The organism is Levilactobacillus parabrevis, assembly GCF_044051715.1.
Taxonomy (GTDB): domain Bacteria; phylum Bacillota; class Bacilli; order Lactobacillales; family Lactobacillaceae; genus Levilactobacillus; species Levilactobacillus parabrevis.
In genome coordinates this window covers 1,932,112-1,955,717 of sequence record NZ_CP168688.1, presented here as the reverse complement: position 1 = coordinate 1,955,717, position 23,606 = coordinate 1,932,112, and the positions used below count along the sequence as shown (strand labels likewise).

Here is a 23,606-nt window from a genome sequence, read left to right as displayed (position 1 = left end):
TCGTTAGGCGATTATAAAACACGTTTACTTCTTTTGTTCGCTACTGTTCGCCATGATGTGGTCGATTAAACCATAATCAACGGCTTCTTGAGCGCTCAAGTAGTTGTCCCGTTCAGTATCCTTGTTGACCCGTTCAACGGGTTGACCGGAGTTGTCGGCCAAGATCTTGTTGATCAATTCACGCGTCTTCAAGATTTCACGAGCGGCAATCTCAATTTCAGTCTGTTGACCTTGAGCACCACCGGATGGTTGGTGAATCAAGACTTGGGCGTGAGGTAAGGCAAACCGCTTGCCCTTAGTCCCGGATGAAGCCAAGACACTAGCCATGGAAGCTGCCATCCCCAACGTGATCGTTTGCACGTCGGATTGGATGAAGTTCATGGTATCGTAAATGGCTAAGCCGGAAGAAACCACACCACCGGGTGAGTTGATGTAAAGTGAGATGTCCTTGGTGGAGTCTTGGGCGTCCAAGAAGAGCAATTGTGCAATGATGGCGTTTGCCATGTCATCTTCGATTGGGCCGGAAAGCATAATGATCCGGTCTTTTAAAAGTCGTGAATAGATATCATAGGCCCGTTCGCCACGGGATGATTGTTCAATAACTGTAGGTACTAAATTCATGACAAGATAGCCTCCCTTATTAATTTAACGTAGAAATGGCTAGCGTTTTGCTAACATGTTGTTAGTGTACCGCTATGGTCAAAGTAGGTCAAACAATATGACTTCGTTCTTTTAACCTTTGATTTGGCGTCTCTGGATTCACGCCCACAACCATTTGACTAGAACTATCATACCAGAATTTGACTAAACGTCACGTATTCTATCACTCAAAATGACCGGTTACGCCAAGAAAGTGACCACTTACGGTTAACCTATTTATTTTTAGGTAAGCCTATGGTTAACTTATAGAGACGAGAGGGGGTGGCGACTTGAAGATTCATGTGGAGGTTGATCCCGAATTATCCGATTCGGAGGTCACTATTCGGGTACCGGCGCGGACGGCTGCGGTTGATCAGCTAGTCGCGGCGATTCACGCGGCCGATACGACGCAACAGTTGACGTTCAGCTGGCACGGTGAGAACTATCGCGTTAACCTGACGGACATCCTGTTCTTTGAGGCGAGTGACCATCAGGTGGCGGTGCATACCGCAACGGCCATGTATACCACGGGCCAACGACTCTATGAATTGGCGGCGGATTTGCCACCGCAGTTTATGCGCGTTTCCAAGTCGGCCATTCTCAATCGCACGCAGGTTTTCTCACTGACCCGATCAGTTACGGGAAATCTGGTTAAATTTCAAAATTCACACAAGCAACTCTACGTCTCTCGCCGCTACTATCAGGCGTTGAAACGTGCATTAGAGGAAAAGGGGTAATGAATGATGCGTAAACGCGCAAATTGGTTCTGGGGTGTCTTTCTGGTACTTGGGGCAGTCGTTCTCGTGACGAGTCAGCTGGGTATCTTTAGCACGCACGTAGGCGTTTGGACACTGCTGCTCGGGGTGTTCCTGGTCGCCGCGTTCGTTGAGAGCTTGATGCATCTAGCCGTGTGGGGGATGGTATTCTCGTTGGCTTTTCTAGCAATTATTTTTGCTAAGCCGCTGGGGATCGTTGCCTTGGCTCCGTGGACAATTTTAATTGCGGCAGTCTTATTGTCGCTAGGGTTGTCACTGATCATTCGGCCCAAGCGCTGGTACCGCTACAATTGGAAGACGCAGGGAAATTGGTCGCACCACCATCACGGTGATTGGTCCCATCATTATGAAGAAGACGTGAAAACGCTGAACGATCCGGATATCACGGTCAATGTCAGCATGAGTAGTAGCATTCGTTACCTGCAGTCGGTCGATTTTCGACGGGCGGATGTTCAGGTCTCCATGGGGGATGCCAAACTATACTTTGATGACGTGACGCTGAGCGACCAGGGGGCGACGATTAACATCGATGCTCACCTGGGTGGAGTGCAATTGTATTTGCCAACTTCCTGGAACGTTAAGACGGATGTGGATGCAAACCTGGGAGCCATTGAGACGACGGGCGAACCCGCAGGAACAGATGACCCACTGGTCGTCATTACCGGACGTGTCTCGCTGGGTGGCCTGACAATCATCTATATTTAATTTAAGTGACGAACGAAGAGCTTGGAAATGGCCACCAAGCTCTTTTTTTGCGGCATCGCTTCTGAGAAGAGAACTTGGGTGAGCCAGCGGGCACTCTAGTCAGGGGCACCACTGACTGTACTGACTAGTGATGGGGCGACTTAATCCTGGGGTAACAAAAAGTCCCATCCACGAGGGATGGGACTTGCCGCTTTGGTAGTGATGCGCCCGGAGGGAATCGAACCCCCATTTCAAGAACCGGAATCTTACGTGCGATCCATTACACTACGGGCGCATAGTGGTTAACAACACCTTAACTACTATAACTGATTTTGGATAAAAATACAAGTTAGTTTATGGTGAGAGACGGAAATCACTTGGCCTGATGCGGTTCTCGCTCCGTCTAAGACAGTTGGCACGGTGGTTCAAGAAGACACACAGGTGATAGGTCACCTGAAGCGGCTAAAACTGAGAAAAATCTGGCAGTGGTGCAATTTCCCACAAGCTGTGAAATCATGCTATAATATCGGCATTAACTTTACGTGGAGGTCACTTAAAATGACGCGACATAAAACCTTTCGCCTCGTCGTGAATGCACTGTTGATGGCAATCGTTTTGGTACAAAATATCTTCCCATTTCTGGGGTATATTCCACTGGGACCTTTCAGCATGACGCTGATTGGACTGACGGTCATTGTGGCTGGAACCGCGTTGGGCCCTAAGGATGGTCTGCTGATCGGGGGCTTTTGGGGACTCATTACGTTTATTCGGGCCTTCACTTGGCCGTCGAGTCCAGTGGCACCGTTGGTCTTTACGAACCCGTTAGTATCGGTCGTTCCACGGTTGTTGATGGGCCTTGCCGCCGGACTCGTCTATCTCTGGGGTCGACAACGTCAATGGTCGATGCGCCGTTCAATGCGGGTGGCAGCGGCGGTGGCGGCCTTAACAAATACGATTTTAGTGCTCGGTATGGTCTTTTTCTTCTATCAAACACCGGCCGTTGCGACGGCCTTTGGTGCCAAGGGTAATCAGACGCTGGGGTATGTCCTGATGATTTCACTAGTGACCAACGCCGTTCCAGAATTGGTGCTGGATGTGCTGGTCGCACCGCTGATTGCCGTACCGTTACGACGCCGGTGGGATAAAATTAGCGCCCAAATATTGAAATAAGCCAGAGTGAGTGGAATCAAAAGTGGTTGGTGGCGCTAAGCGGAGCCGGCGACTTGTTGATACACACTTTGACCATCTAAACGTGAGAACAGTAGAGCTTGGGATCACATCCCAAGCTTTTTTGTGGCGAAAACTGAGCATAAAAAAAGCCCATCCACGAGGGATGAGCTTGCCGAATTGGTAGTGATGCGCCCGGAGGGAATCGAACCCCCATTTCAAGAACCGGAATCTTACGTGCGATCCATTACACTACGGGCGCATAACACGCATGCTTTTTTGAGCACCTAATTACTATACCCGAAGCTGAATATAAATTCAAGGGCTCGTGTAAATATTTTTATTTTCCGAGAAAATGGGTCGAAAATCTTCGGGAGGATTGCCTTGCAATCTCGTAGTTGAGAGGATATACTTACAAACGTAAGGTTAGCTCTGGTTGGCCTGAATTTTTTTGACCGGGGTGGGCGTTTATCTGCCACCGCTGGTCGGTAATCGTCCCACTAGGAGGTAAGTTGGATGCGTGAAGATTGGCAGTGGGTCGAAGCAATCGTCCCCCAAATGGTGACCAAGCTAACCAATCGGTTCCGTGTCCTGCAAGGTATTGCGAATACTCAACCGGTTGGTCGGCGAACCTTAGCGACTAGCTTGGCCTGCTCCGAGCGGACGATTCGGACGACGACAGATGCCCTCGCTGAACTGGGTTTCATTCAGATGTCAGTGAAGGGTATGCAGATCACGACTGCCGGGCAACAACTCTTACGAGGGTTAGAGCCCGTCATGGATGACTTATCTGGCTGGCGGGAGCGTGAAGTCCAGCTAGCTGAGAAGCTACACATTGCACACTGTACAATCGTTCCGGGAGATAGCACGGCGCCTACCGGGTCCCTGATGGGGATGGGGCAGGCTGCTGGTCAAGTCTTAACGGATCAGTTACCTCTAGGAAAGAGTACCGTTGCGGTGATGGGGGGACACACTATGGCCGCCGTCGCGTCAGCACTGACGCCAGCATTGTCGGTTAATCGGCAGCTGCTGTTTGTGCCGGCGCGTGGTGGGGTCGGTGAATCACCAGCCATTCAAGCCAACGCGGTCAGCGCCCAGATGGCGCAGCAGACTAATGGTGAGTTTCGCTCACTGTTTGTCCCTGAGCAACTGACAACCGCTACTTATAAGCCGTTGTTTGCGGAACCAGCCATTCACGAGGTTTTGCAGTTGATTGCTCAGAGTAACGTTGTGATTCACGGCATTGGCCAGGCATTCGTGATGGCCAAGCGTCGAAAGATTTCACCGCATGTGATTGCCGACTTAACGGCGGCCCATGCGGTAGGGGAAGCCTTTGGCCATTTCTTTGATGCTGAAGGTCACGTGGTAAGTAAATTTCCTCGCATCGGCGTCGATATCGCCGATTTAGCCGCTAAAGAATTAGTAATCGCTGTTGCCGGCGGTGCCGAAAAGGGTGCTGCTATTGCGGCCTACATGCATTTAGCGCCAGCTTCGACTTGGTTAATAACTGATGAAGGAGCTGCTGACTTTGTTTTAAAAAAGTGATACACTTAACACGTACTGCTTTTTAAAAAAATTATTCTTTATTTGCTTCCTGAAGGAGGAAATCACAGTATGACTGTAAAGATTGGTATTAATGGTTTCGGACGTATCGGCCGTTTGGCTTTCAAGCGGATTCACGAACTCCACTCAAGTGACATCGAAGTTGTTGCCATCAACGATTTGACGACACCTTCAATGTTAGCTTACTTGTTGAAGTATGACTCAACTCATGGTCGTTTCCCTGGCGAAGTTTCAGCTACGGACAAAGGTATCGTGGTTGACGGCAAGGAATACCCTGTATACGCTGAACCAAAGGCTCAAGACATTCCTTGGGTTAAGAACGACGGTGTTGACTTCGTCCTCGAATGTACCGGTTTCTACACTTCCGAAGAAAAGTCACAAGCTCACCTCGATGCTGGTGTTAAGCGGGTATTGATCTCCGCTCCAGCCGGTGCTGTTACGACTGTTGTTCCAGGTGTTAACTTGGACGTATTGAGCAAAGACGATGTTATCGTTTCTGCTGGTTCTTGCACGACCAACTGCTTGGCCCCAATGGCATACTTCTTAAACGAAGAATTTGGCATCAAGGCTGGGACTATGACGACTATCCATGCCTTCACTTCTACTCAAATGATCTTGGATGGCCCTCGTGGCAAGAAGATGCGTAACAACCGTACCGCAAGCATCAACACCATTCCTCACTCTACTGGTGCTGCTAAGGCTATCGGTTTAGTTATCCCTGACTTAAAGGGTAAGTTACAAGGCCATGCACAACGTGTTGGTGTTGTTGACGGCTCATTGACTGAATTAGTAGCTGTTCTGGACAAGAAGGTTACTGCTGACGAAATCAACGATGCTATCAAGAAGCACACTGAAGGTAACGACGCCTTTGGTTACAACGGTGACGAAATTGTTTCAACTGACATCATCGATGACCCTCATGGTTCCGTATTTGACCCAACTCAAACGGAAGTTACGACTGCCGGTGACACGCAATTAGTTAAGACTGTTGCTTGGTACGACAACGAATGGGGCTTCACTTGCAACATGGTTCGTACTTTATTGCACTTCGCTACGCTTTAATCAGCTAGCGGCGCAAGTCGTTTAAAATTTTAAATATTCAATGAGACGCGGCGGAGGAGGGAATTCTCCGACGCGTTTTTCATTGGGCCTAAAAAATCGCACAAGTCCTTTGAAATCTGAAGGTAAGTGCTGTATATTGTGAAAGTAATCTTTTATTTTGATAAGCAATCAAGGAGGGTTTTCTAAATTGGCTAAATTAACAGTTTCTGATTTAGACTTAGAGGGCAAAAAAGTCCTGATGCGGGTCGACTTTAACGTCCCAATCAAAGACGGTGTGATCGGTAACGATAACCGTATCGTTGCTGCATTACCAACTATCAAGTACGTCATCGAACACGGTGGCAAGGCGATTCTCTTATCCCACTTAGGTCGGATCAAGAAGGAAGAAGACAAGCCAGCACTGTCCATGCGTCCAGTCGCAGAACGGTTGTCAAACTTGTTGAACAAGCCAGTTACCTTTGTTCCAACGACTGAAGGCAAGCAGCTTGAAGACGCTATTGACGGCTTGAACAACGGCGATGTTTTAGTTATGGAAAACACCCGTTACGAAGACGTTAAGAATGGCGAAAATGTTAAGCGTGAATCCGGTAACGACCCTGAATTGGGCAAGTACTGGGCTTCATTGGGTGACGTCTTCGTTAACGATGCGTTCGGTACGGCTCACCGTTCCCACGCTTCCAACGTTGGTATCGCTTCTAACATGGCCCAAACTGCTGCTGGTTTCTTAATGGAAAAGGAAATCACCTTTATCGGTGGCGCCGTGGACAACCCTGAACACCCATTCGTTGCAATCTTGGGTGGTGCCAAGGTTTCCGACAAGATCGGTGTTATCGACAACTTGTTAGCTAAGGCTGACAAGATCCTTATCGGTGGTGGGATGACCTACACCTTCTACGCTGCAAAGGGTATGAAGATTGGGAACTCATTGGTTGAAAAGGACAAGATCGATTTAGCTAAGGAAATCTTAGACAAGGCCGGCGACAAGTTGGTTCTGCCTTCTGATTCCGTGGTTGCTGAAAAGTTCGATAATGATGCCGCTCACAAGACGGTTGATGGCGATATTCCTGATGGCTACATGGCCTTGGATATCGGACCTAAGTCCGTTGCTGAATTCGAAGATGTTTTGAAGTCAGCTAAGACGGTTGTTTGGAATGGCCCAATGGGTGTCTTCGAAATGAGTAATTATGCAGAAGGTACCTTGGAAATCGGTAAGTTCTTAGGAACTTTGACTGAAGCCAAGACCATTGTTGGTGGTGGGGACTCCACTGCTGCCGTTCAACAACTCGGTGTTGCTGACAAGTTATCCCACATTTCTACCGGTGGTGGTGCTTCTCTGGAATACCTTGAAGGTAAGACGTTACCAGGAATTGCCGCAATTTCTGATAAGTAAATTCATAAAGAGCTGTGGTGCCGGTCATCACGGCTTTTTATTGTGACGGTCGTCAATCACGAAGACGCTTCACTGGCTAATCAGTGGCGAATTCGGTAAGATGATGGGCGTAGTCAATTTATTTTTGGAGAGGGTGGATTAGGTTGCGGATACCCCTGATTGCAGGTAACTGGAAAATGAATAAGTCGGTCACTGAAGCGCGCCACTTTATTGAAGCGGTTCAGGGTAAATTACCGACAGCTGATACCGTGGAAACGGCGATTGCGGCACCGGCATTGTTCTTACAGACGATGCTAGATGCCAATCAGGACGATGTGCTGAAGATCGCTGCGGAAACGTGTTACTACGAAGACGAGGGGGCCTATACGGGTGAAACCAGTCCCAAGGCCCTTCATGAGATGGGGATTCCTTATACCATCGTGGGTCATTCCGAACGGCGGCGCTACTTTAACGAAACGGATGATGTCATCAACCGTAAAGTTCTCGCCGTGTTGCGCAACGGGATGACACCAATCGTGTGTTGTGACGAAACCATGGGTCGCCGGGAAACCGGGGAAAAGATCCACTGGGTCGTTAACCAAGTCTCCGCCGCCCTGAAAGGGGTCAGCGCTGAAGATGCTGCTAAGATCGTGATTGCTTATGAACCTAGTTGGGCGATTGGCAGTGGCAATTCGGCATCATCCGACCAGGCCGAAGATGGTTGTTACCTGATTCGCCAAACGTTAGCCGATATTTATTCCGATGAAGTCGCTAACGGGGTTCGCGTTTTATATGGCGGTAGTGTTAGACCTGATAACATTGCAGGTTTAATGACGCGAGGCAACGTAGATGGCGTGTTAGCCGGGGGTTCTAGCCTCGAAGAACAGTCATTTATCCAACTTGCAAACTACCAAAATTTGTAAAACGGTAAAATTGTGATTGAAAGTTCAAAGTTAAACTTATAGAATAAAGCATGGGATGGTTGTCTTGTTCCCGTGAAGCCAAACTTTCATAAGGAGAGAATACAAAAAATGTCTATTATTTCTGATATTTACGCACGCGAAGTCTTAGATTCTCGTGGTAACCCAACTGTTGAAGTTGAACTCTACACCGAAGCCGGTGCTATGGGCCGGGGGATCGTTCCTTCTGGTGCCTCAACTGGTGAACACGAAGCCGTTGAACTTCGTGATGGCGACAAGAGTCGTTTCATGGGTAAGGGTGTTACTAAGGCCGTTGACAACGTTAACAACCTTATTGCCAAGGAAATCGTTGGTTACGATGTAACTGACCAACGTGCTATCGACCAAGCCATGATCGACCTTGATGGTACGCCAAACAAGGGTAAGCTGGGTGCTAACGCTATCTTAGGTGTCTCCTTAGCTGCTGCACGGGCTGCCGCTGATGAATTAGGCCAACCATTATACAACTACCTTGGTGGTTTCAATGGTCACGTATTGCCTACGCCAATGATGAACGTTATCAACGGTGGGAAGCACGCCAACAACAAGGTTGACTTCCAAGAATTCATGATCATGCCTGTTGGTGCCAAGAGTGTTACTGAAGCAATCCGGATGGGTTCCGAAACGTTCCACAACTTGAAGAACCTGTTGAACCAAAAGGGTTACTCCACTGCCGTTGGTGACGAAGGTGGGTTTGCTCCTGACTTGAAGAACAACGAAGAACCATTCGAAATCTTAGTCGAAGCTATCAAGAACGCCGGCTACGTACCTGGTAAGGACGTTGCTATCGCCTTTGACTGTGCCTCATCAGAATTCTACAATGCCGACACCAAGAAGTACGAACTTAAGGGTGACGGTAAGGAATACACTGCTGAAGAATTCGTTACCTTACTTGAAGGTATCGTTGACAAGTACCCAGTTGTTTCCATCGAAGATCCTTTGGACGAAAACGAATGGGAAGACTGGCAAATGGCTACGAAGCGCTTAGGCAAGAAGGTCCAAATCGTTGGTGACGACTTATTCGTTACGAACACGGACTACTTGGCTAAGGGTATCAAGATGGGTGTTGGTAACTCTATCCTGATCAAGCTGAACCAAATCGGTACTTTGACTGAAACTGTTGAAGCCGTTGAAATGGCTAAGCAAGCTGGTTACACGGCCGTTATCTCTCACCGTTCTGGTGAAACTGAAGACACGACTATTGCTGACTTAGTTGTTGCTTTGAACGCCGGCCAAATCAAGACTGGTTCAATGAGCCGTGGCGAACGTATCGCTAAGTACAACCAATTAATGCGGATCGAAGACCAATTAGGTAAGACTTCCGAATACAAGGGGATTCACTCCTTCTACAACTTGGACGAAGACGCACGTTTGGCCATCGTTAACAAGTAATTCAAAAGTTTAATCTGAAAGTGGTATTTACTCATTTGTGGGTAAATACCACTTTTTTTGATTTCCCAAGTTTATTTCGTAATTTTTTACGTAGTTAAGGAGTATAAGGGGGAATTCAAATGATGAAGATGAACTGGCAACATGGTGTGATGGTGGGCTTATTCGTTGGCGGGCTGTTGGTCGGTAGCGGGCAGGTTGTGGGACTGGCAGATGAAGGTCAAAAGTTTGAAGTGACGCTTGAATATTACGTAACGGCCATTAACGATGGTGATCAAGTAGCCAGTAAATGGTTGTATGCGACTGAAAAGAAATGGGTCACGCCGAAAGAGGAGTTCGCTTATCACCCGGATCTCAAATTCTTGAACGCACCGGCCAAATCGGCGCCACTTACGGCACTTAACTATCCCTTGAAATGGACTTATAACAGTTCTGGCAAGCCGGTAAAGGTAACGGTTAAGTATACAGATCTTAACAATAAAGTTATTGGACAACCGCATACGTCTTCAGCCAAGTTTACGAAGGGCGGTAAAATGATTATTGAGGCACCGACTGGGTATCGCTTGGTTACCCCTGAGGATAAAAATCGTTTGGCCACTGGGGATGGAACCTGGAACATTAAGGTGGTGCCGCTAGAATCGACAGCTAAGCCAACGCCAGACGGCGCAACTAAGCCTGACGGCAATCCCAATGAAGGTAGGCCACAACCGTTACCGGATAAGAAACCAGCGCCCGAACCAGATACTACTGACAAGCCCAATTCTGGTCAGCCGGGGATGGGGGTTAAGCCAACGTTGCCAACGGGAACCAATCCAGGACTGCCAACACATTCTGGCCAACCAGAGTTGCCGACGTCACCTGTATTTCCGCTTAAGCCCTCGCAGCCGCACGGAACCTTACCCGTTACGCATCCAGAATTGGTCGTTCCAGTCGATGAGTATCCAGTTACCGTCCCCAAACCAAACGTCATTTATACGCCTGAAGGTCCTATCAATGCGACAAATCTAGACCACACCTCAGAACTCGCTGAGCATCCAGTCACGGCCGTTGATGGCAGTGCAGCAGTAACTGATGCGGCGGGTCCGTCCAAGCCGACTAAGCGGCCGGCAACGGCCTCTCAGCCGAAGCCACACCGGACCGCTACCCCCTTGCAGCATATCTCGTCGTCAGGCCGAAGATTACCGCAAACTGATGAACAAACCTCAAAGGGGAGTCTGATGGGAATGGTAGCGCTAGCAGGATTGAGCATTGTTCGCTTCCGACGATTTCTCCACTGATATCCGCTAAAACTGTGATAGACTAGTTCTTGGACTAAAACACAACGGAGGAATCAATCATGCAGGAGAAACGTCAAATACAACCCGATCTAACACGATTAAAGGCCATTTTCTTTGGGGCCATTGTCGGGCTATTTGCCGGTGCGGTCGTCAGCGTTTTTCGCTTATTGATCGAACACATGTTGATTCTGGTACAAGGAATTTATGGCTGGTTGGGTCAGCATCCGTGGTGGCTAATTCCCTGGGCCATCTTGCTGGTAGCCATCGCATTTCTAATCGGACATTGGGTCAAACAGACGCCGATGATCAAGGGTTCTGGGATTCCACAAGTTGAAGGGCAGTTAGCGGGGGAACTCGACTATGCTTGGTGGCCGGTGCTGTGGAAGAAGTTCGTCAGCGGGGTCCTGGGGATTGGCTCCGGGCTTTTTCTGGGGCGAGAAGGACCGTCGATTCAGCTTGGCGGGACCGTTGCTCAGGGACTGGCCTACCGCTTAGGATTTACCGGAACGCAGCGGCGGCTGGTGATTGCCGGCGGTGCCGCTGCCGGGCTGTCCGCGGCATTTAATGCGCCCATCGCGTCGACATTGTTTATTCTAGAAGAGGTCTATCACAGTTTTTCCACGTTGGTCTGGTTGACGGCACTGACCAGTGCTGTCGTTGCCAACTTTGTATCCAATGGTGTCTTTGGTTTGACGCCCGTTCTCCATATCAATTACCAGCAGGCGTTGCCGTTGAAATATTACTGGCTACTGCTGGTTTTGGGGATTGGTCTGGGTTTGCTAGGGTTCGGTTACCAATGGGTGACGCTTCGTGTTGGTAAGTGGTATGCGAAATTGACTTGGTTACCGCGGCACTTAGATGGTGTCGTCCCGTTTCTCTTGGTGATTCCAATCGGATTGATGTGGCCACTAGCTTTAGGTGGTGGTAATCAGATGATCGTGACCTTTGCCAAGCAAACGCCACTTCTGATTCCTTTGATTGGGTACTTCATTCTACGATTCTGCTTCTCCACGGTGAGTTATGGTGCGGGGTTACCGGGTGGTATCTTCTTACCGATTCTCACCTTAGGGGCATTGTTGGGAGCAATTGGCGCCCGGTCTTTCGTCCTGTTGGGATGGTTGCCTTCGATTTTTGTGGCAAACTTCATTATCTATGCCATGGCGGGATACTTTGCCGGAATTTCCAAGGCGCCTTTCACGGCGATCTTACTGATTACCGAAATGGTGGGGACGTTGCATCACTTGATGCCGTTAGCAGTAGTCGCCATTGTGGCGTACATTACCGTGGACGTCTTAGGTGGCGCGCCAATCTACGAAGCAATGCTCCGGCAGCTGGTTAAGCCTGCCGAGGCCAACGCTGATGGCGTGGCAGATCGTGTGGAGTATCCGATTGGCGAGAATTCTGGGTTTGACAGCCAACAGGTGCGTGATTTAACCTGGCCCGATGGCTCGCTATTAGTGGCGGTGCGCCGAGGAGAACGGGAAGTCATTCCAAACGGGGATACCATCCTTAAATCCGGAGACACCTTAATTATTTTCACGTACCGGCACAACCGGGCTTATGTCCGGCAACAGTTGGCAAAACTGAATAATTCTCCCCACCGACTGCTGGATTAAGTGAGCGCGGGACTGGTAAAACCGGCCCGACTATGATAAATTAGGAAGAGTATAGTTAGACCTATTAGACCTATTCGATAGGTAGGAGGCAAATTTGTGTATAATTTTTTAATGACTTGTATTTTGATTGTCAGTGTTTTGATCATTATTGCGGTAATGATGCAACCTGCTAAGACTAATGATGCTTTGTCCGCTTTATCCGGTGGTGCCGATGACTTATTCTCTAAGTCTAAGCCCCGTGGGTTTGAAGCGTTCATGCAAAAAGTTACGGTCGTCTTAGGAGCTCTTTTCTTTGGACTGGCATTGGGGTTAGTTTACCTTTCTTCACACTAGACATTAAGCCTCCTGTTTATTCGCTACAGGGGGCTTTTTTCCACCTAGCAGCAGGCAGAGAACCTGCCTAGGAATGCCCACAACGGCGTTCCTGAATCGTCGCAATCGACGATGTTCACGAAGACTATCTCAGCAATAGCGGAAAGTGGTGGTTTTACATGATTCGAAAACCAACCCCGCTCTTCTTTGAGCAGGGGCCTCACGCAGTTATTTTACTGCACGCCTATTCGGGTAGTTCTAACGATATGCGCTTGCTGGCTCGTCGGCTAGAAAGTGAAAATTACACCGTGCTTGCACCAATCTTCACCGGGCACGCGACTGGTGATCCCGCCGATATTTTACGCGAGGGGTCACCACAGAAATGGTGGCAGGACACGCGTGATGCAATTGCATCACTCCGGCGGCGTGGGTATCAGCAGATTGCCATCTTCGGTCTGTCGCTCGGCGGATTGTTTGCGACGCGTGCGTTGCAGGCAGACCCGCAACTTGTGGGGGGCGGAACGATTGCCTCTCCCGTTGTCTTTCGGGGGCAGACGCACGTTCCTGAGGCCTTCATCCAAATGGCCCGGGCCACGTATCAGCAACAACACCTGGATGCCCCAGAGATCGCCAACCGGATGGCTTGGATTCAGGAACACTTACCGGCGCAGTTGACGGCAATTCAGGCGTTTACAGACACCACGGCCACGCATTTAGACCAGGTTAAACAACCCGTCTTTATTGCGCAGGGCACGGCCGATCAAATGATTGATCCGCGTTCGGGGCAGTGGCTGGCGGAAGCGTATCCTAGCAAACAAATTGATTTTCATGAGTATGCCGGTGCGGACCACGTTTTGACGGTCAACACGGCGCATCACGCCCTTGAGGCAGATATATTGACGTATTTACACACAATCTTTTAAAAATAACGAGGAATCGATAGTGCAAGATAATTTAAAGAGTGATTTAACAGCGTTCTTCCGGGCACACTCGGACCAGAACTACACAGTAGAAGATATTTCAGATGCACTCCATTACCACGGTTCAGCTGCTTTCAAACTGATCGTGCAGGAGTTAGCGCAACTGGAACGGGACGGCTTAGTTCAAGTGACTGAACACGGCCATTTTCAGCTCGATCCAAGCCAGCGGACATTGACCGGGATTTTCCACGGCAATGACAAGGGCTTTGGGTTCGTGGCTTACGACGAGAATAAGATCGAACCAGACGCCTACATTGCGCCTAACAATACGTTACGCGCTTTGAATGGTGATACGGTTAAGATTGAAATCGTTCGAGCCGGCGATCCCCGTAGCGGTAAGGGTCCCGAAGGTAAAGTCACGGAAATTGTGGAACACCACTACGAACAAGTTGTCGGTGAGTTTATGAAGACCGACGATGATGCAGGCTACTTGGGCCAAGTTCGTTTGACGGACAAGAAGGTTATGAAGTACAAGTTCTACGTGACGGACGTGGGCTTGAACCCAACGCCCGGTGAAGTGGTTACGGCAGAAATTACCGAATACCCGAGCGATGCGCATCCAGATGCCATGGTTGGGATTGCCAAGCAAGTTATCGGTAGCGTGGACGATCCTGGTATCGACATCTTACAGATTGTCTACCAACACAACATCCCATCAGAATTCCCCGAAGAGGTCATGCAGGCCGCTGACGAGATTCCAGATCACGTGCTCCCTGAAGAAATGAAGGGCCGTGAAGACATTACGAACCAAGACTTAGTCACCATTGATGGTGAGTCTTCTAAAGACTTGGATGATGCCGTGACGGTCTGGAAGCTCGATAACGGGAACTACCACTTAGGGGTTCATATCGCCGATGTTTCCCATTACGTTAAAGAAGATTCCATTCTGGACAAGGAAGCCTACAAGCGGGGGACCAGTGTCTACCTGACTGACCGGGTTATTCCAATGTTGCCACGGCGTCTCTCCAACGGTATTTGCTCGCTTAACGAGGGCGAATTACGGTTGTGCATGAGCTGTGACATGGAAATCAACCCTGAAGGTCACGTGGTTAAGCACCGGATTCACCCATCTGTAATGCGTTCTAAGGCGCGGATGACCTATACGGCCGTTAACAACATCTTGGAATCACACGATGCCGTTACCATGGATCGTTACAAGGAACTCGTCCCAATGTTTGAAGACATGGGCGAACTTCACAAGATCTTGGTTAAGCAACGGAAGCGTCGTGGGGCCATTGACTTTGACGACCGCGAAGCAGAAATCATCGTGGATGACAAGGGTCACGCCATCGATGTTAAGTTGCGGACGCGTGGGATGGCTGAACGGATGATTGAATCCTTCATGTTGGCTGCCAACGAAACGGTTGCGGAACACTACTTCCGTGCCAAAGTACCATTCCTATACCGGGTTCACGAAACGCCAGATGGCGATCGGGTCCGGAACTTCTTCGAATTCTTGACGGCCTTTGGAATCAACGTTAAGGGTGATCCTAACCACTTACGTCCTAAGATGCTGCAAGGTATTCTGAAGCAAGTTGCTGGGAAGCCTGAAGAAGCCATGGTTTCGGTCATGATGTTACGGAGTCTGAAGCAGGCCCGTTACGCTGACCAATCCTTAGGTCACTTTGGGTTGGGTGCAGAGTTCTACACCCACTTTACGTCGCCAATCCGGCGTTACCCTGATACCATGGTTCATCGGATGATTCATTACTACGAAGACCACGGGATCAATGATGCCAGCAAGGAAAAGTTTGCACCGATTTTGGAAGAAATCGGGGTACACACTTCCGAAGCCGAACGGCGCTCAATTGACGCTGAACGCGATACGAATGACATGAAGATGGCTGAATACATGGCTGATCACGTCGGTGAAGAATTTGACGCCGTCGTAAGTTCCGTCATGAAGTTTGGGATGTTCGTCGAACTGCCAAACACCATTGAAGGTTTGATTCATATCAGTCGGATGCAGGATGACTACTACGAATACGTCGAAAAGTACCTGGCCTTAGTTGGTCGGAACACGCGGCGGACGTACAAGATTGGCCAAGAGATTCGGGTCAAAGTCATCCACGTTGATAAGGAACAAAGCGAAATTGACTTTGAGTTACTGAACCCAGAGTCCGCGCCGGTTAGTGACTTATTGCCAAAGAGAGAACACCGTTCACGCGGTGGTCGCAACGGCAATGGCAATTTCCATAACCGGAACAATAATCATAATAACAACGGAAACCAACACGGTGGTAACCACAACGGTAATCACCGTAATGGGAACCAACGATCAACCAACCAACACGGGAATAACGGGAGTAACCACCGGAGCAACGGTAATGGTGGGCAACACCGTAATAACTCGCAGGGTGATCGGCACTAAGCGAGGTGACAGCACTTGGCTAAACAAAAGTCTAAAAAGAATCCGGACGACTTGCTTGCCCAAAATCGGAAAGCCCGGCATGATTATTTTGTGACGGAAACCGTTGAAGCAGGACTTGTCCTTACCGGGACCGAAATCAAATCGATTCGGGAACGGCGTATCAATTTGCAGGATGGCTTTGCGCAGATTCGCAATAGTGAAGCGTGGTTGATGAACGTCCACATCAATGAATACGTGGCCGGTAACCGATTCAATCACGATCCATTGCGGAATCGTAAGTTGTTGTTGCATAAGAAGCAGATTCATCGCCTCGGGTTGGCTGCTCAGGATAAAGGGGTTACCCTGATTCCGCTTAAAGTCTACCTGAAACATGGGTTTGCGAAAGTTCTCATCGGGGTCGCCCATGGGAAACGGGAATTCGATAAACGAGAAACGATTAAGCGGCGTGAACAGGACCGGCAGATTGCCCGGGTCATGAAGCGTTACTAATAGTTGTGAGCCACCTGAACTTGAAAAAGTTTAGGTGGCTTTTTTGTGAATAATTAATGGCTTATCGTTAAATCGAAACATTATGTAAATTAAGTCTTGGAGGCAAATACTTGCTAGCCACACCCGATGCTCAGAGTGGACCAGCTCGCAGAGTAACAGTGACTTTGTCTATTTAAACAACAAACGCAAACGCTAGTAAAAATAGTAAGCTACGGATACATTCGGACATAAAACGTTAACTGTTACAAAAATATGTTTCATTAGATAGTTAACGATGGTATGATAAAAAGCAAGAAAGCACCCGTGTACTTGAGTAGGGGGAGCACATCAAGGGGGAGTTTAAAATGAATTTGAAAGTTAATCTGCTATTGCTAAGTTTGGCCTTGGGTATCGCCGCGGCGCCAGTCACGGCCCTGGCAGATGGGTCGACAGTAGTGGCTACTCAGGCAACGGCTAAGACGGCCGACGCGACGACTAAGGCGGATAACTTGGCAGCCGGTCGTTACGGGTCAGTTGACTGGTATTTGACTGCGAGTGGTGAACTGCACTTGGGCGCTGGAATATTGGGTGAAGACACTAGTTTACCGGTCCAAGTTGGTCAATTGGCCGCGCAAATTGCAACGGCCGAGGACGGTGTTACGACACCCACAAGTGCTCAGGCACAGGCGGCAGCCGACCAAGTCACCAAGGTCGTTTTGGATGGTACGGTGAAGACACCTGCAGATGCCAGTTACCTCTTTGCCCAGTTACGTGACGTGACGGCCTATGAACATTTGGATCGATTGGATACGATTCAGGCGACCACGATGAACGGGATGTTTCAGGCTAGTAATGTAGATTCTGTGACGACCGACATTGATGTTTCCCACTTCGATACAGCAAACGTGACCGCAATGCAGTTCATGTTTTATGGCCAGAAATCCGTCGAGAATCTGGATGTGTCGAATTTTAACATGGATAAAGTTACAACGACAACGGATATGTTTTACCAGACGAGAAGCTTGCAAGAGGTTAACTTCGCTAAAGGAAGCTTTAATAGTTTGACTAGTGCGATGTATATGTTTCTCAGTAGTGGGGCGCAAGTGGTTAAATTGCCACAGTTCGCACCGGCCGCTAAATTTACTGGAGGCAGTATGTTCTACGGGACGACAATCATCACAACGCTGACGTTAGGTCCAGGTGCGCACTTCAAGGGGACCACTAGCCTGAACACGCCGCGGCAGAACATGCCAGACGACTTTACCGGCGTCTGGGAAGCCGTTGGCGATGGCACAGTCGGCAATCCGCTGGGAGCCAAGTACGCGACTGGAGATGATATCACAAACCTCTACAACGGGACGGACAACCCTAAGAGCGTGGAAACCTACGTTTGGGAGCCGGTCAACCGGGTCATCGAACCAACGACACCACCGGTCACGCCGCCAGTTACGCCGAGCGAAAATGTTCAACCCGTCACCGTTCAATATTTGGACGAGAATGGGCAGCGACTAGCGGATGACGTGACGTTGACTGGCCAATTGGGAGCAACCTACACAGCTGATCAACGGGCCTTTAGTGGCTACAAGTTGGTCAAGACGGTCGGTCAAGCCAATGGGACCTTTAGTCAGCAGGCCCAAACGGTGACCTTCCACTATGCACCGAACGTGGTCTCCGGTGGGGACGCTGCGGCAATTGCTCCTATGGCCAGCGTGGTCTACGCGACGAAGAAGGTTGGGCTGTATAAGACCAAAAACTTTTCGAAGCAGTCGCTCAAACATTGGTATGCTAAGACCAAGCGGACGAACCGACCGATGTTTGTGGTAACCGGATTTGCAACCTCTAAGAAGGGAAATTTGCGGTACAAGGTCAAGGACGTCAATCACAATTCCAAGACAGCGGGGAAGACCGGCTACGTGACGGCCAAGCACGCCTATGTCTCGCCCGTTTACTATGCCTCGAAGGCCAAGGCAATTAAGGTGATCAACGCGAAAGGGATTAATGCTTATCAGCAGAAATCCTTAAAGACTAAAAAGAATCACTACAAGTCTGGTCAAAAACTCAAAATTCGAAAGATTGTGAAATTTAATAAAACGACGCGGTTCCAGTTAACCAACGGCAAGTATGTTACTGCCAACAAAAAATTGGTTATCGCTGAGTAAGGGAAAACGGCTGCAGGACTTGGTTCTGCAGCTTTTTAATGGCTTTCTTCGAGATTTGCGTCCCCCGGTGGTCGTTGCTTGTCCGGTGGAGATCAACCGTGCTATCCTGTGATTAGATAATTTAGCAAGACCGCCACCATCAGGTAAAAGTTAAGGGGGAACAATGATGCGGAACCTAACGATGTTGTTAGTGACGGGATTACTATTGGGAATGGGCGCGTCAGTCGTGACCGCCGCAGTTCCCAATCAGACAGCGTTTGCCGAGTCTAACACGGGTCACGCGCCCACTGCAAACAAGGATAATGATGAAAAGGTCGCCAGCGCCGCGATTGTGACGCAAGGAAAATTTGGTACGGTCAATTTCTGCTTGACTGACCAAGGTGATTTACATTTAGGCGCTGGGCAGTTTCCGGAACACGAGGCAACGCCCGGGGATTCAGGGCGGGGACAACTCTTACAAGCCGTCGCCCGCGCCTATTACAGCGACCCCAATTTATCATTGAATGAGCTCAGTAAAGTGACAGAAAAGATTACGCGCGTTATTTTTGACGGTGATATTGTGGCAGCAGTGGATGCGAGTCACACGTTTGCTCGTTTAAAAAGAGTCAAGGAATACGTGGGGTTAACGCGTCTCAATACCAGTCGTACGACTAATATGAGCTATATGTTTACGGAAAACTTTTATGTGACCACAATGGATGTTTCTCAGCTCGATACGCGTCAGGCAACGAACATGGTCGGTATGTTTGCCTCCAATTCCCGGCTACAGGAGCTGGATGTGTCGAACTTCATTACGGACAAGGTGACGGCGGCTAACGTGATGCTGGCGAGTACCCATGCGTTAAAGGTCATTAATCTGGAAAAGGCAACGTTCGCGGCGACGACCAGTGCGGCGCAGATGATTTCGGATTCAGGTGTTGAGGTTCTGAACCTGCCTGTGTTTGATCCACTGAGTAACGCTGGGTCCGTCTTGTATGGTTCGAAAAGTCTGCGGCAGTTAACCTTGGGACCTCGTGCGCAACAAGGAAAGTTCTATAACGTGACCGATCCACCCAAGAACGAGACCTATACCGGCAAATGGCAAATTGTTGGTGAGGGAACCGTGGTGAATCCACTCGGCGAAAAGTTCGATACGGGTTCTCAAATTGGCAGGCGGGATTCCACACTGGTGTTAACGGAACCAGACACGTACGTCTGGGAGCCAGTCGATCGGGTGCTGCCACCGGTCACGCCGCCACCCGTGACACCGCCGCCAATAACGCCGCCGGTTGAAACATCTCAGCCGGTGACCGTTCAGTATTTGGATGAGCGCGGACAACGCCTAGCTGATGACGTGACCTTAACGGGAGAACTCGGCGCGACCTATCAGGCAACAACGCGAAGCTTCTCGGGATACAAGTTGAAGCGGACTGTTGGTCAGCCAACGGGGACGTTTAAAGCAACGGCGCAGCGTGTCGTTTTCTACTATGTGCCTGACCTCGTCACTGGCGGGGATGGGGATGGCATTGCGCCACTGGCCACTGTGGTATACGCAACTAAGAAAGTTGGCCTGTATCGCACCAAGAACTTCAGCACGCCGACCCGGCACCACTGGTATCCTAAACAGAAACGGCATGCTCGCCCGATGTTTGTGGTCACCGGATACGCGACTAGCAAGACTGGTCAACTCCGCTACAAGGTCCGCGATGTTAATCACCAGTCCAAGACGGCTGGTAAGATGGGATACCTTACGGCTAATCGCCACTATACGGTTCCCGTTTACTATGCGACGAAGCAGGTTAAGGTACGGGTGATCAATCCGAAAGGTGTGAACGGCTATCGGCAAAAATCCCTGAAGGGTAAGCAGCAACACTATCGTCAAGGCCAACGGTTGCGGGTCAAAAAAATCGTCAAGTATCGTAAGACGACCCGATTTGTACTGACGAACGGCCAATATGTAACCGCTAACAAGAAGTTAGTTATTTCACAATAGATTAAGTTTACGTGGAGGCCGCCGGTGAGTGGCCTCTTTTAAACGCCATGAGTTGTGAATCATTGGGGGATGGTGTAGGGCCTGTGGACATGGTGGTTGATGCTAGCTAGTTGAATGAATTTCACAAGTGAAAAATAGTGAGACCTAATCGTTTGAATAACTTAATGGCCGTGTTATCATATGATTGGTGAAATGATTGAATGAATAAACGTTTTACAGTTTTGAGTCGACAGTGCACCACTTTCTAGCCAACGGGGAGGAGGAACTATCGTGAAAAAGTCAGTCAGTATTCTATTAGTAGCCCTTGCTTTAGGCGTTGGCCAGCCGCTCAGTCTCTTAGCAACAGGAACTGGAGCTCCCGTGGCTCAGGCCGCAACGGTAAAGGCAGACAGCCTGGCTAGTGGTCAGTATGGTGAAGTGGCCTGGGCGTTGACTGCCGATGGAACCCTTCATTTAGGCGCTGGCCAGCTGGGAGAGCCGGATAATCTGATCACCAATACCGGGCAAATGGCAACGCAAATCGTGCTTGCGCAGGGTGGCACACCAACGATGGCCACGACGCAAGCAGCTGCTGACCTGGTGACCACCGTCGTTTTGGATGGTAAGGTGAGCGCGCCCAAGGACGCCACCGGGTTATTTCGGCAGCTTAGAAATGTTACCGCTTACAAGAACTTAAATCAACTCGATACCAGTCAGACCACGAACCTCTCGGGGATGTTTGCGGTAAGTGGCTTTGATGGCCAGGTGACGTCGCTTGACGTGAGTGGGTTTGACACCTCTCAGGTGACCAGTCTGGATTGGCTATTCTACGGGCAACCGCAGCTAAGCCAGGTTGACGTTAGCCACTTCGATACGGGGCAAGTGCGGACGATGACGTCAATGTTCAATGGGGACCAAGCGCTTAAGACTGTTGATTTTGCGGCGGGCACTTTCGCTAATCTTGTGAGCGCGATGTTTGTCTTCGGTTCGTCTGGCGTACAGACCATAAAGCTACCGAAATTTGCGCCGCCAATTAGCTCTAGTTCGAGCTATATGTTCTCCAACGCCAGCTATTTATCTGAGCTAACGTTAGGACCGGCCACGTTTTTTAGAGGGAGTCCTTATTTGAGAGATGCTAAGGCCGACGAGCGGTACACGGGGCTGTGGCAGGCGGTTGCGGATGGTACGACCCAGAATCCTTTGGGTGAAAAATTTGCCAAGGGAGATGACGTCACCGCACAATATATGGCAGGTGCCGACCGACCAACGACGGTCGAAACCTACGTCTGGGAGCCGGTTGATCGGGTTATCTTGCCGCCAGTGACGCCGGATGATACGGCTGAGCCAGTTATCGTGCGTTATTTAGACGAGCGAGGCAAGCCACTCACCGCGGAGCAGACCTTGACTGGCAAGTTAGGGGCAGCGTACACGGCCGAGCAGCTGGTCTTTGACGGCTATAAGTTAGCTAAGGCCGAGGGGCAGGTTAGTGGGACGTTCTCCAAGTTCGCACAGACGGTGACCTTCCACTATGAGCCAGATCTGGTGACTGGTGGAGGTGGCGCAACGGTCGTTCCCGTGAGAGGTGTCGTTTATGCCACCAAGAAGATTGGCCTGTATCGGACCAAGAACTTTAGCGACAGCTCTCGGCAAATGTATTACACCAAGAAATCACGGACCCAGCGCCCTATGTTCGTGGTGACAGGCTATGCAACCTCCAAGGCCGGCAACAAGCGCTACAAGGTCCGGGATGTGAACCATCACAGTAAGACGGCGGGGAAGACCGGCTACATCACAGCTAAGAAGACCTATGTGAGTTCGGTCTACTATGCTAAGAAACAAACGCAGATCAGGGTGATTAACGCGAAGGGGATTAACGGCTACAGCAAGGCTGCCTTAACTGGCAAAGCGGTGCATTACCGAAAGGGCCAGGTCTTGAAGGTGAAAAAAATTGTGAAATACCGGCAGACGACCCGCTTCGTGTTGACCAATGGTAAATACGTGACCGCCAATAAAAAATTGGTCATTGCAGAATAGAAGAAGCGCCTAATGTTGATAGTCAGCAAGCTAGTTTGCGGCGTGCAACGTACTAGTTACATTGGCGTGAAAAAGAGTCTGGAAAATTTTCCAGACTCTTTTTAGCAATTAGTCTTGTGAATGGTCTTCCAAGTTAGACTTCTTCGATTCGTCGATGAAGGGCGTTACACCACCAGTTGGCAAGGCGTGCGGGGCCCAGATTGGTTTAGCCGGGATTGCGGACCCTTGGGACTTCTTACCCCAGCGGTCGAGGATCGATGCCAGGCAGATGACCAGCGCTTCGTGATCTTCTTGATCCACCGTTAGTTCGATTGTTCCGCCACCGGATTGGCTGACTCGGTCGATGCTGGCGACACTCTCACGACCGTGGGTGATGCTGAAGTGGCCACTGTTGATGTTGCCCATGATGACCCAGTTCAGGCCACGGACGAAGAGTACCTCGCGTATGACGCCCAAGGTTTTACTGACCCGGCCAACCATCTGTCGGTGATAGAGCAACCGGAATTTAGGCAGCAAGCCTAAGGTTTCTTGTTTGACCTCGGCTTCCAGTGCCCCACTAATCGTGTACACGGACAGTACATCCGCGCGCAGTCCCCACTTCCCAACAAGGAGGTAGCGTGACTCATTATCCGCGTCACGAATGACCGTGGTAGCTTTAGCCGACAGAGCGGCTTGATTAAGATAAAGTTTACGCATAGGAACCTCCTTTGGCAAAAGTATAGCGACTTTAGCGGGCGAATGGAAATAATTGAAGAGCGATAGTTGTATCTGAAATGGGCACTGATTTAAGATATGGGGTTACGAAATCCCAAACTGAATAAAATCGAGAC

General features: G+C 49.7%; 19 protein-coding genes and 2 tRNA genes. 17 read left to right on the top strand and 4 right to left on the bottom strand.

Translation table 11 applies throughout. The features are described 5' to 3' along the window. Positions 1–24: 24 nt before the first annotated feature. The gene (gene clpP, locus ACEPSU_RS09270; protein ID WP_395321239.1) at positions 25–621 is read right to left on the bottom strand and encodes an ATP-dependent Clp endopeptidase proteolytic subunit ClpP; all 597 of its coding nucleotides are present in this window, start codon (positions 619–621) and stop codon (positions 25–27) included. 308 nt (positions 622–929) lie between these two features. Here clpP and ACEPSU_RS09265 point away from each other — a divergent pair, with 308 nt between their 5' ends. Together ACEPSU_RS09265 and ACEPSU_RS09260 are read left to right on the top strand one after the other, a co-directional pair. After that, entirely contained in the window at positions 930–1,376 is a 447-nt protein-coding gene (locus ACEPSU_RS09265) for a LytTR family DNA-binding domain-containing protein (protein ID WP_020088219.1), read from the top strand. 6 nt (positions 1,377–1,382) lie between these two features. Further along, a complete protein-coding gene (locus ACEPSU_RS09260) occupies positions 1,383–2,120 on the top strand; it encodes a LiaF transmembrane domain-containing protein (RefSeq protein ID WP_395323361.1) in 738 nt (245 codons plus the stop codon). A gap of 202 nt (positions 2,121–2,322) precedes the next feature. Here ACEPSU_RS09260 and ACEPSU_RS09255 read toward each other — a convergent pair. After that, positions 2,323–2,394: transfer RNA gene (locus ACEPSU_RS09255), tRNA-Arg, on the bottom strand. A 263-nt stretch (positions 2,395–2,657) separates the two neighbouring features. On the opposite strand from ACEPSU_RS09255, the gene ACEPSU_RS09250 reads away from it, so the two are divergent. Further along, positions 2,658–3,269: an ECF transporter S component gene (locus tag ACEPSU_RS09250; protein WP_395321235.1), complete on the top strand. Its 612-nt coding sequence runs from the start codon at positions 2,658–2,660 to the stop codon at positions 3,267–3,269. 187 nt (positions 3,270–3,456) lie between these two features. On the opposite strand, the gene ACEPSU_RS09245 is transcribed toward ACEPSU_RS09250, so the two are convergent. Then, positions 3,457–3,528: transfer RNA gene (locus tag ACEPSU_RS09245), tRNA-Arg, on the bottom strand. A 254-nt stretch (positions 3,529–3,782) separates the two neighbouring features. Here ACEPSU_RS09245 and ACEPSU_RS09240 point away from each other — a divergent pair. The 14 genes from ACEPSU_RS09240 (at position 3,783) to ACEPSU_RS09175 (ending at position 22,776) form a co-directional block, all read left to right on the top strand. Further along, the gene (locus tag ACEPSU_RS09240) at positions 3,783–4,811 is read left to right on the top strand and encodes a sugar-binding transcriptional regulator (protein ID WP_395321233.1); all 1,029 of its coding nucleotides are present in this window, start codon (positions 3,783–3,785) and stop codon (positions 4,809–4,811) included. Positions 4,812–4,880: 69 nt separating this feature from the next. Further along, positions 4,881–5,891 carry a type I glyceraldehyde-3-phosphate dehydrogenase gene (gene gap, locus ACEPSU_RS09235; protein ID WP_020088223.1) on the top strand — a complete coding sequence of 337 codons (1,011 nt, stop codon included), beginning with the start codon at positions 4,881–4,883 and terminating at the stop codon, positions 5,889–5,891. A 187-nt stretch (positions 5,892–6,078) separates the two neighbouring features. After that, positions 6,079–7,281, top strand: coding sequence for a phosphoglycerate kinase (locus ACEPSU_RS09230; protein WP_395321230.1), 1,203 nt, complete (start codon positions 6,079–6,081; stop codon positions 7,279–7,281). Positions 7,282–7,424: 143 nt separating this feature from the next. Continuing rightward, positions 7,425–8,183 (top strand): triose-phosphate isomerase, encoded by a 759-nt coding sequence (gene tpiA / locus ACEPSU_RS09225; protein ID WP_395321228.1) that lies wholly within the window; start codon positions 7,425–7,427, stop codon positions 8,181–8,183. 108 nt (positions 8,184–8,291) lie between these two features. Then, positions 8,292–9,611 carry a phosphopyruvate hydratase gene (eno, locus tag ACEPSU_RS09220; protein ID WP_020088226.1) on the top strand — a complete coding sequence of 440 codons (1,320 nt, stop codon included), beginning with the start codon at positions 8,292–8,294 and terminating at the stop codon, positions 9,609–9,611. A gap of 119 nt (positions 9,612–9,730) precedes the next feature. Continuing rightward, positions 9,731–10,885 (top strand): LPXTG cell wall anchor domain-containing protein, encoded by a 1,155-nt coding sequence (locus tag ACEPSU_RS09215; RefSeq protein WP_395321226.1) that lies wholly within the window; start codon positions 9,731–9,733, stop codon positions 10,883–10,885. Between the two features lie 59 nt (positions 10,886–10,944). Next, positions 10,945–12,501 carry a ClC family H(+)/Cl(-) exchange transporter gene (locus ACEPSU_RS09210; protein WP_395321224.1) on the top strand — a complete coding sequence of 519 codons (1,557 nt, stop codon included), beginning with the start codon at positions 10,945–10,947 and terminating at the stop codon, positions 12,499–12,501. A gap of 96 nt (positions 12,502–12,597) precedes the next feature. Then, positions 12,598–12,834: a preprotein translocase subunit SecG gene (gene secG / locus ACEPSU_RS09205; protein ID WP_020088229.1), complete on the top strand. Its 237-nt coding sequence runs from the start codon at positions 12,598–12,600 to the stop codon at positions 12,832–12,834. A 158-nt stretch (positions 12,835–12,992) separates the two neighbouring features. Next, complete coding sequence (locus ACEPSU_RS09200) at positions 12,993–13,736, top strand: carboxylesterase (RefSeq protein ID WP_020088230.1); 744 nt, start codon at positions 12,993–12,995, stop codon at positions 13,734–13,736. A 19-nt stretch (positions 13,737–13,755) separates the two neighbouring features. Next, entirely contained in the window at positions 13,756–16,164 is a 2,409-nt protein-coding gene (gene rnr, locus ACEPSU_RS09195; protein WP_020088231.1) for a ribonuclease R, read from the top strand. 15 nt (positions 16,165–16,179) lie between these two features. Next, positions 16,180–16,653 carry an SsrA-binding protein SmpB gene (gene smpB, locus ACEPSU_RS09190; RefSeq protein ID WP_020088232.1) on the top strand — a complete coding sequence of 158 codons (474 nt, stop codon included), beginning with the start codon at positions 16,180–16,182 and terminating at the stop codon, positions 16,651–16,653. A 344-nt stretch (positions 16,654–16,997) separates the two neighbouring features. Beyond that, a complete protein-coding gene (locus ACEPSU_RS09185; RefSeq protein WP_395321220.1) occupies positions 16,998–18,791 on the top strand; it encodes a MucBP domain-containing protein in 1,794 nt (597 codons plus the stop codon). A 166-nt stretch (positions 18,792–18,957) separates the two neighbouring features. Beyond that, the gene (locus ACEPSU_RS09180) at positions 18,958–20,763 is read left to right on the top strand and encodes a DUF5776 domain-containing protein (protein ID WP_395361512.1); all 1,806 of its coding nucleotides are present in this window, start codon (positions 18,958–18,960) and stop codon (positions 20,761–20,763) included. Positions 20,764–21,033: 270 nt separating this feature from the next. After that, the gene (locus ACEPSU_RS09175; RefSeq protein ID WP_395321216.1) at positions 21,034–22,776 is read left to right on the top strand and encodes a DUF5776 domain-containing protein; all 1,743 of its coding nucleotides are present in this window, start codon (positions 21,034–21,036) and stop codon (positions 22,774–22,776) included. Positions 22,777–22,884: 108 nt separating this feature from the next. On the opposite strand, the gene ACEPSU_RS09170 is transcribed toward ACEPSU_RS09175, so the two are convergent. Continuing rightward, a complete protein-coding gene (locus tag ACEPSU_RS09170; protein ID WP_395321214.1) occupies positions 22,885–23,472 on the bottom strand; it encodes an LURP-one-related/scramblase family protein in 588 nt (195 codons plus the stop codon). Positions 23,473–23,606 lie beyond the last annotated feature (134 nt).

What these genes read in the sequence shown, in the direction of transcription:
- ACEPSU_RS09185 (WP_395321220.1), top strand. Translation starts at nt 16,998, where the DNA reads ATGAATTTGAAAGTTAATCTGCTATTGCTAAGTTTGGCCTTGGGTATC.
- ACEPSU_RS09250 (WP_395321235.1), top strand. Translation starts at nt 2,658, where the DNA reads ATGACGCGACATAAAACCTTTCGCCTCGTCGTGAATGCACTGTTGATG.
- ACEPSU_RS09180 (WP_395361512.1), top strand. Translation starts at nt 18,958, where the DNA reads ATGCGGAACCTAACGATGTTGTTAGTGACGGGATTACTATTGGGAATG.
- gap (WP_020088223.1), top strand. Translation starts at nt 4,881, where the DNA reads ATGACTGTAAAGATTGGTATTAATGGTTTCGGACGTATCGGCCGTTTG.
- ACEPSU_RS09215 (WP_395321226.1), top strand. Translation starts at nt 9,731, where the DNA reads ATGATGAAGATGAACTGGCAACATGGTGTGATGGTGGGCTTATTCGTT.
- ACEPSU_RS09170 (WP_395321214.1), bottom strand. Translation starts at nt 23,472, where the DNA reads ATGCGTAAACTTTATCTTAATCAAGCCGCTCTGTCGGCTAAAGCTACC.
- ACEPSU_RS09260 (WP_395323361.1), top strand. Translation starts at nt 1,383, where the DNA reads ATGCGTAAACGCGCAAATTGGTTCTGGGGTGTCTTTCTGGTACTTGGG.
- ACEPSU_RS09210 (WP_395321224.1), top strand. Translation starts at nt 10,945, where the DNA reads ATGCAGGAGAAACGTCAAATACAACCCGATCTAACACGATTAAAGGCC.
- ACEPSU_RS09200 (WP_020088230.1), top strand. Translation starts at nt 12,993, where the DNA reads ATGATTCGAAAACCAACCCCGCTCTTCTTTGAGCAGGGGCCTCACGCA.
- ACEPSU_RS09240 (WP_395321233.1), top strand. Translation starts at nt 3,783, where the DNA reads ATGCGTGAAGATTGGCAGTGGGTCGAAGCAATCGTCCCCCAAATGGTG.
- eno (WP_020088226.1), top strand. Translation starts at nt 8,292, where the DNA reads ATGTCTATTATTTCTGATATTTACGCACGCGAAGTCTTAGATTCTCGT.
- clpP (WP_395321239.1), bottom strand. Translation starts at nt 621, where the DNA reads ATGAATTTAGTACCTACAGTTATTGAACAATCATCCCGTGGCGAACGG.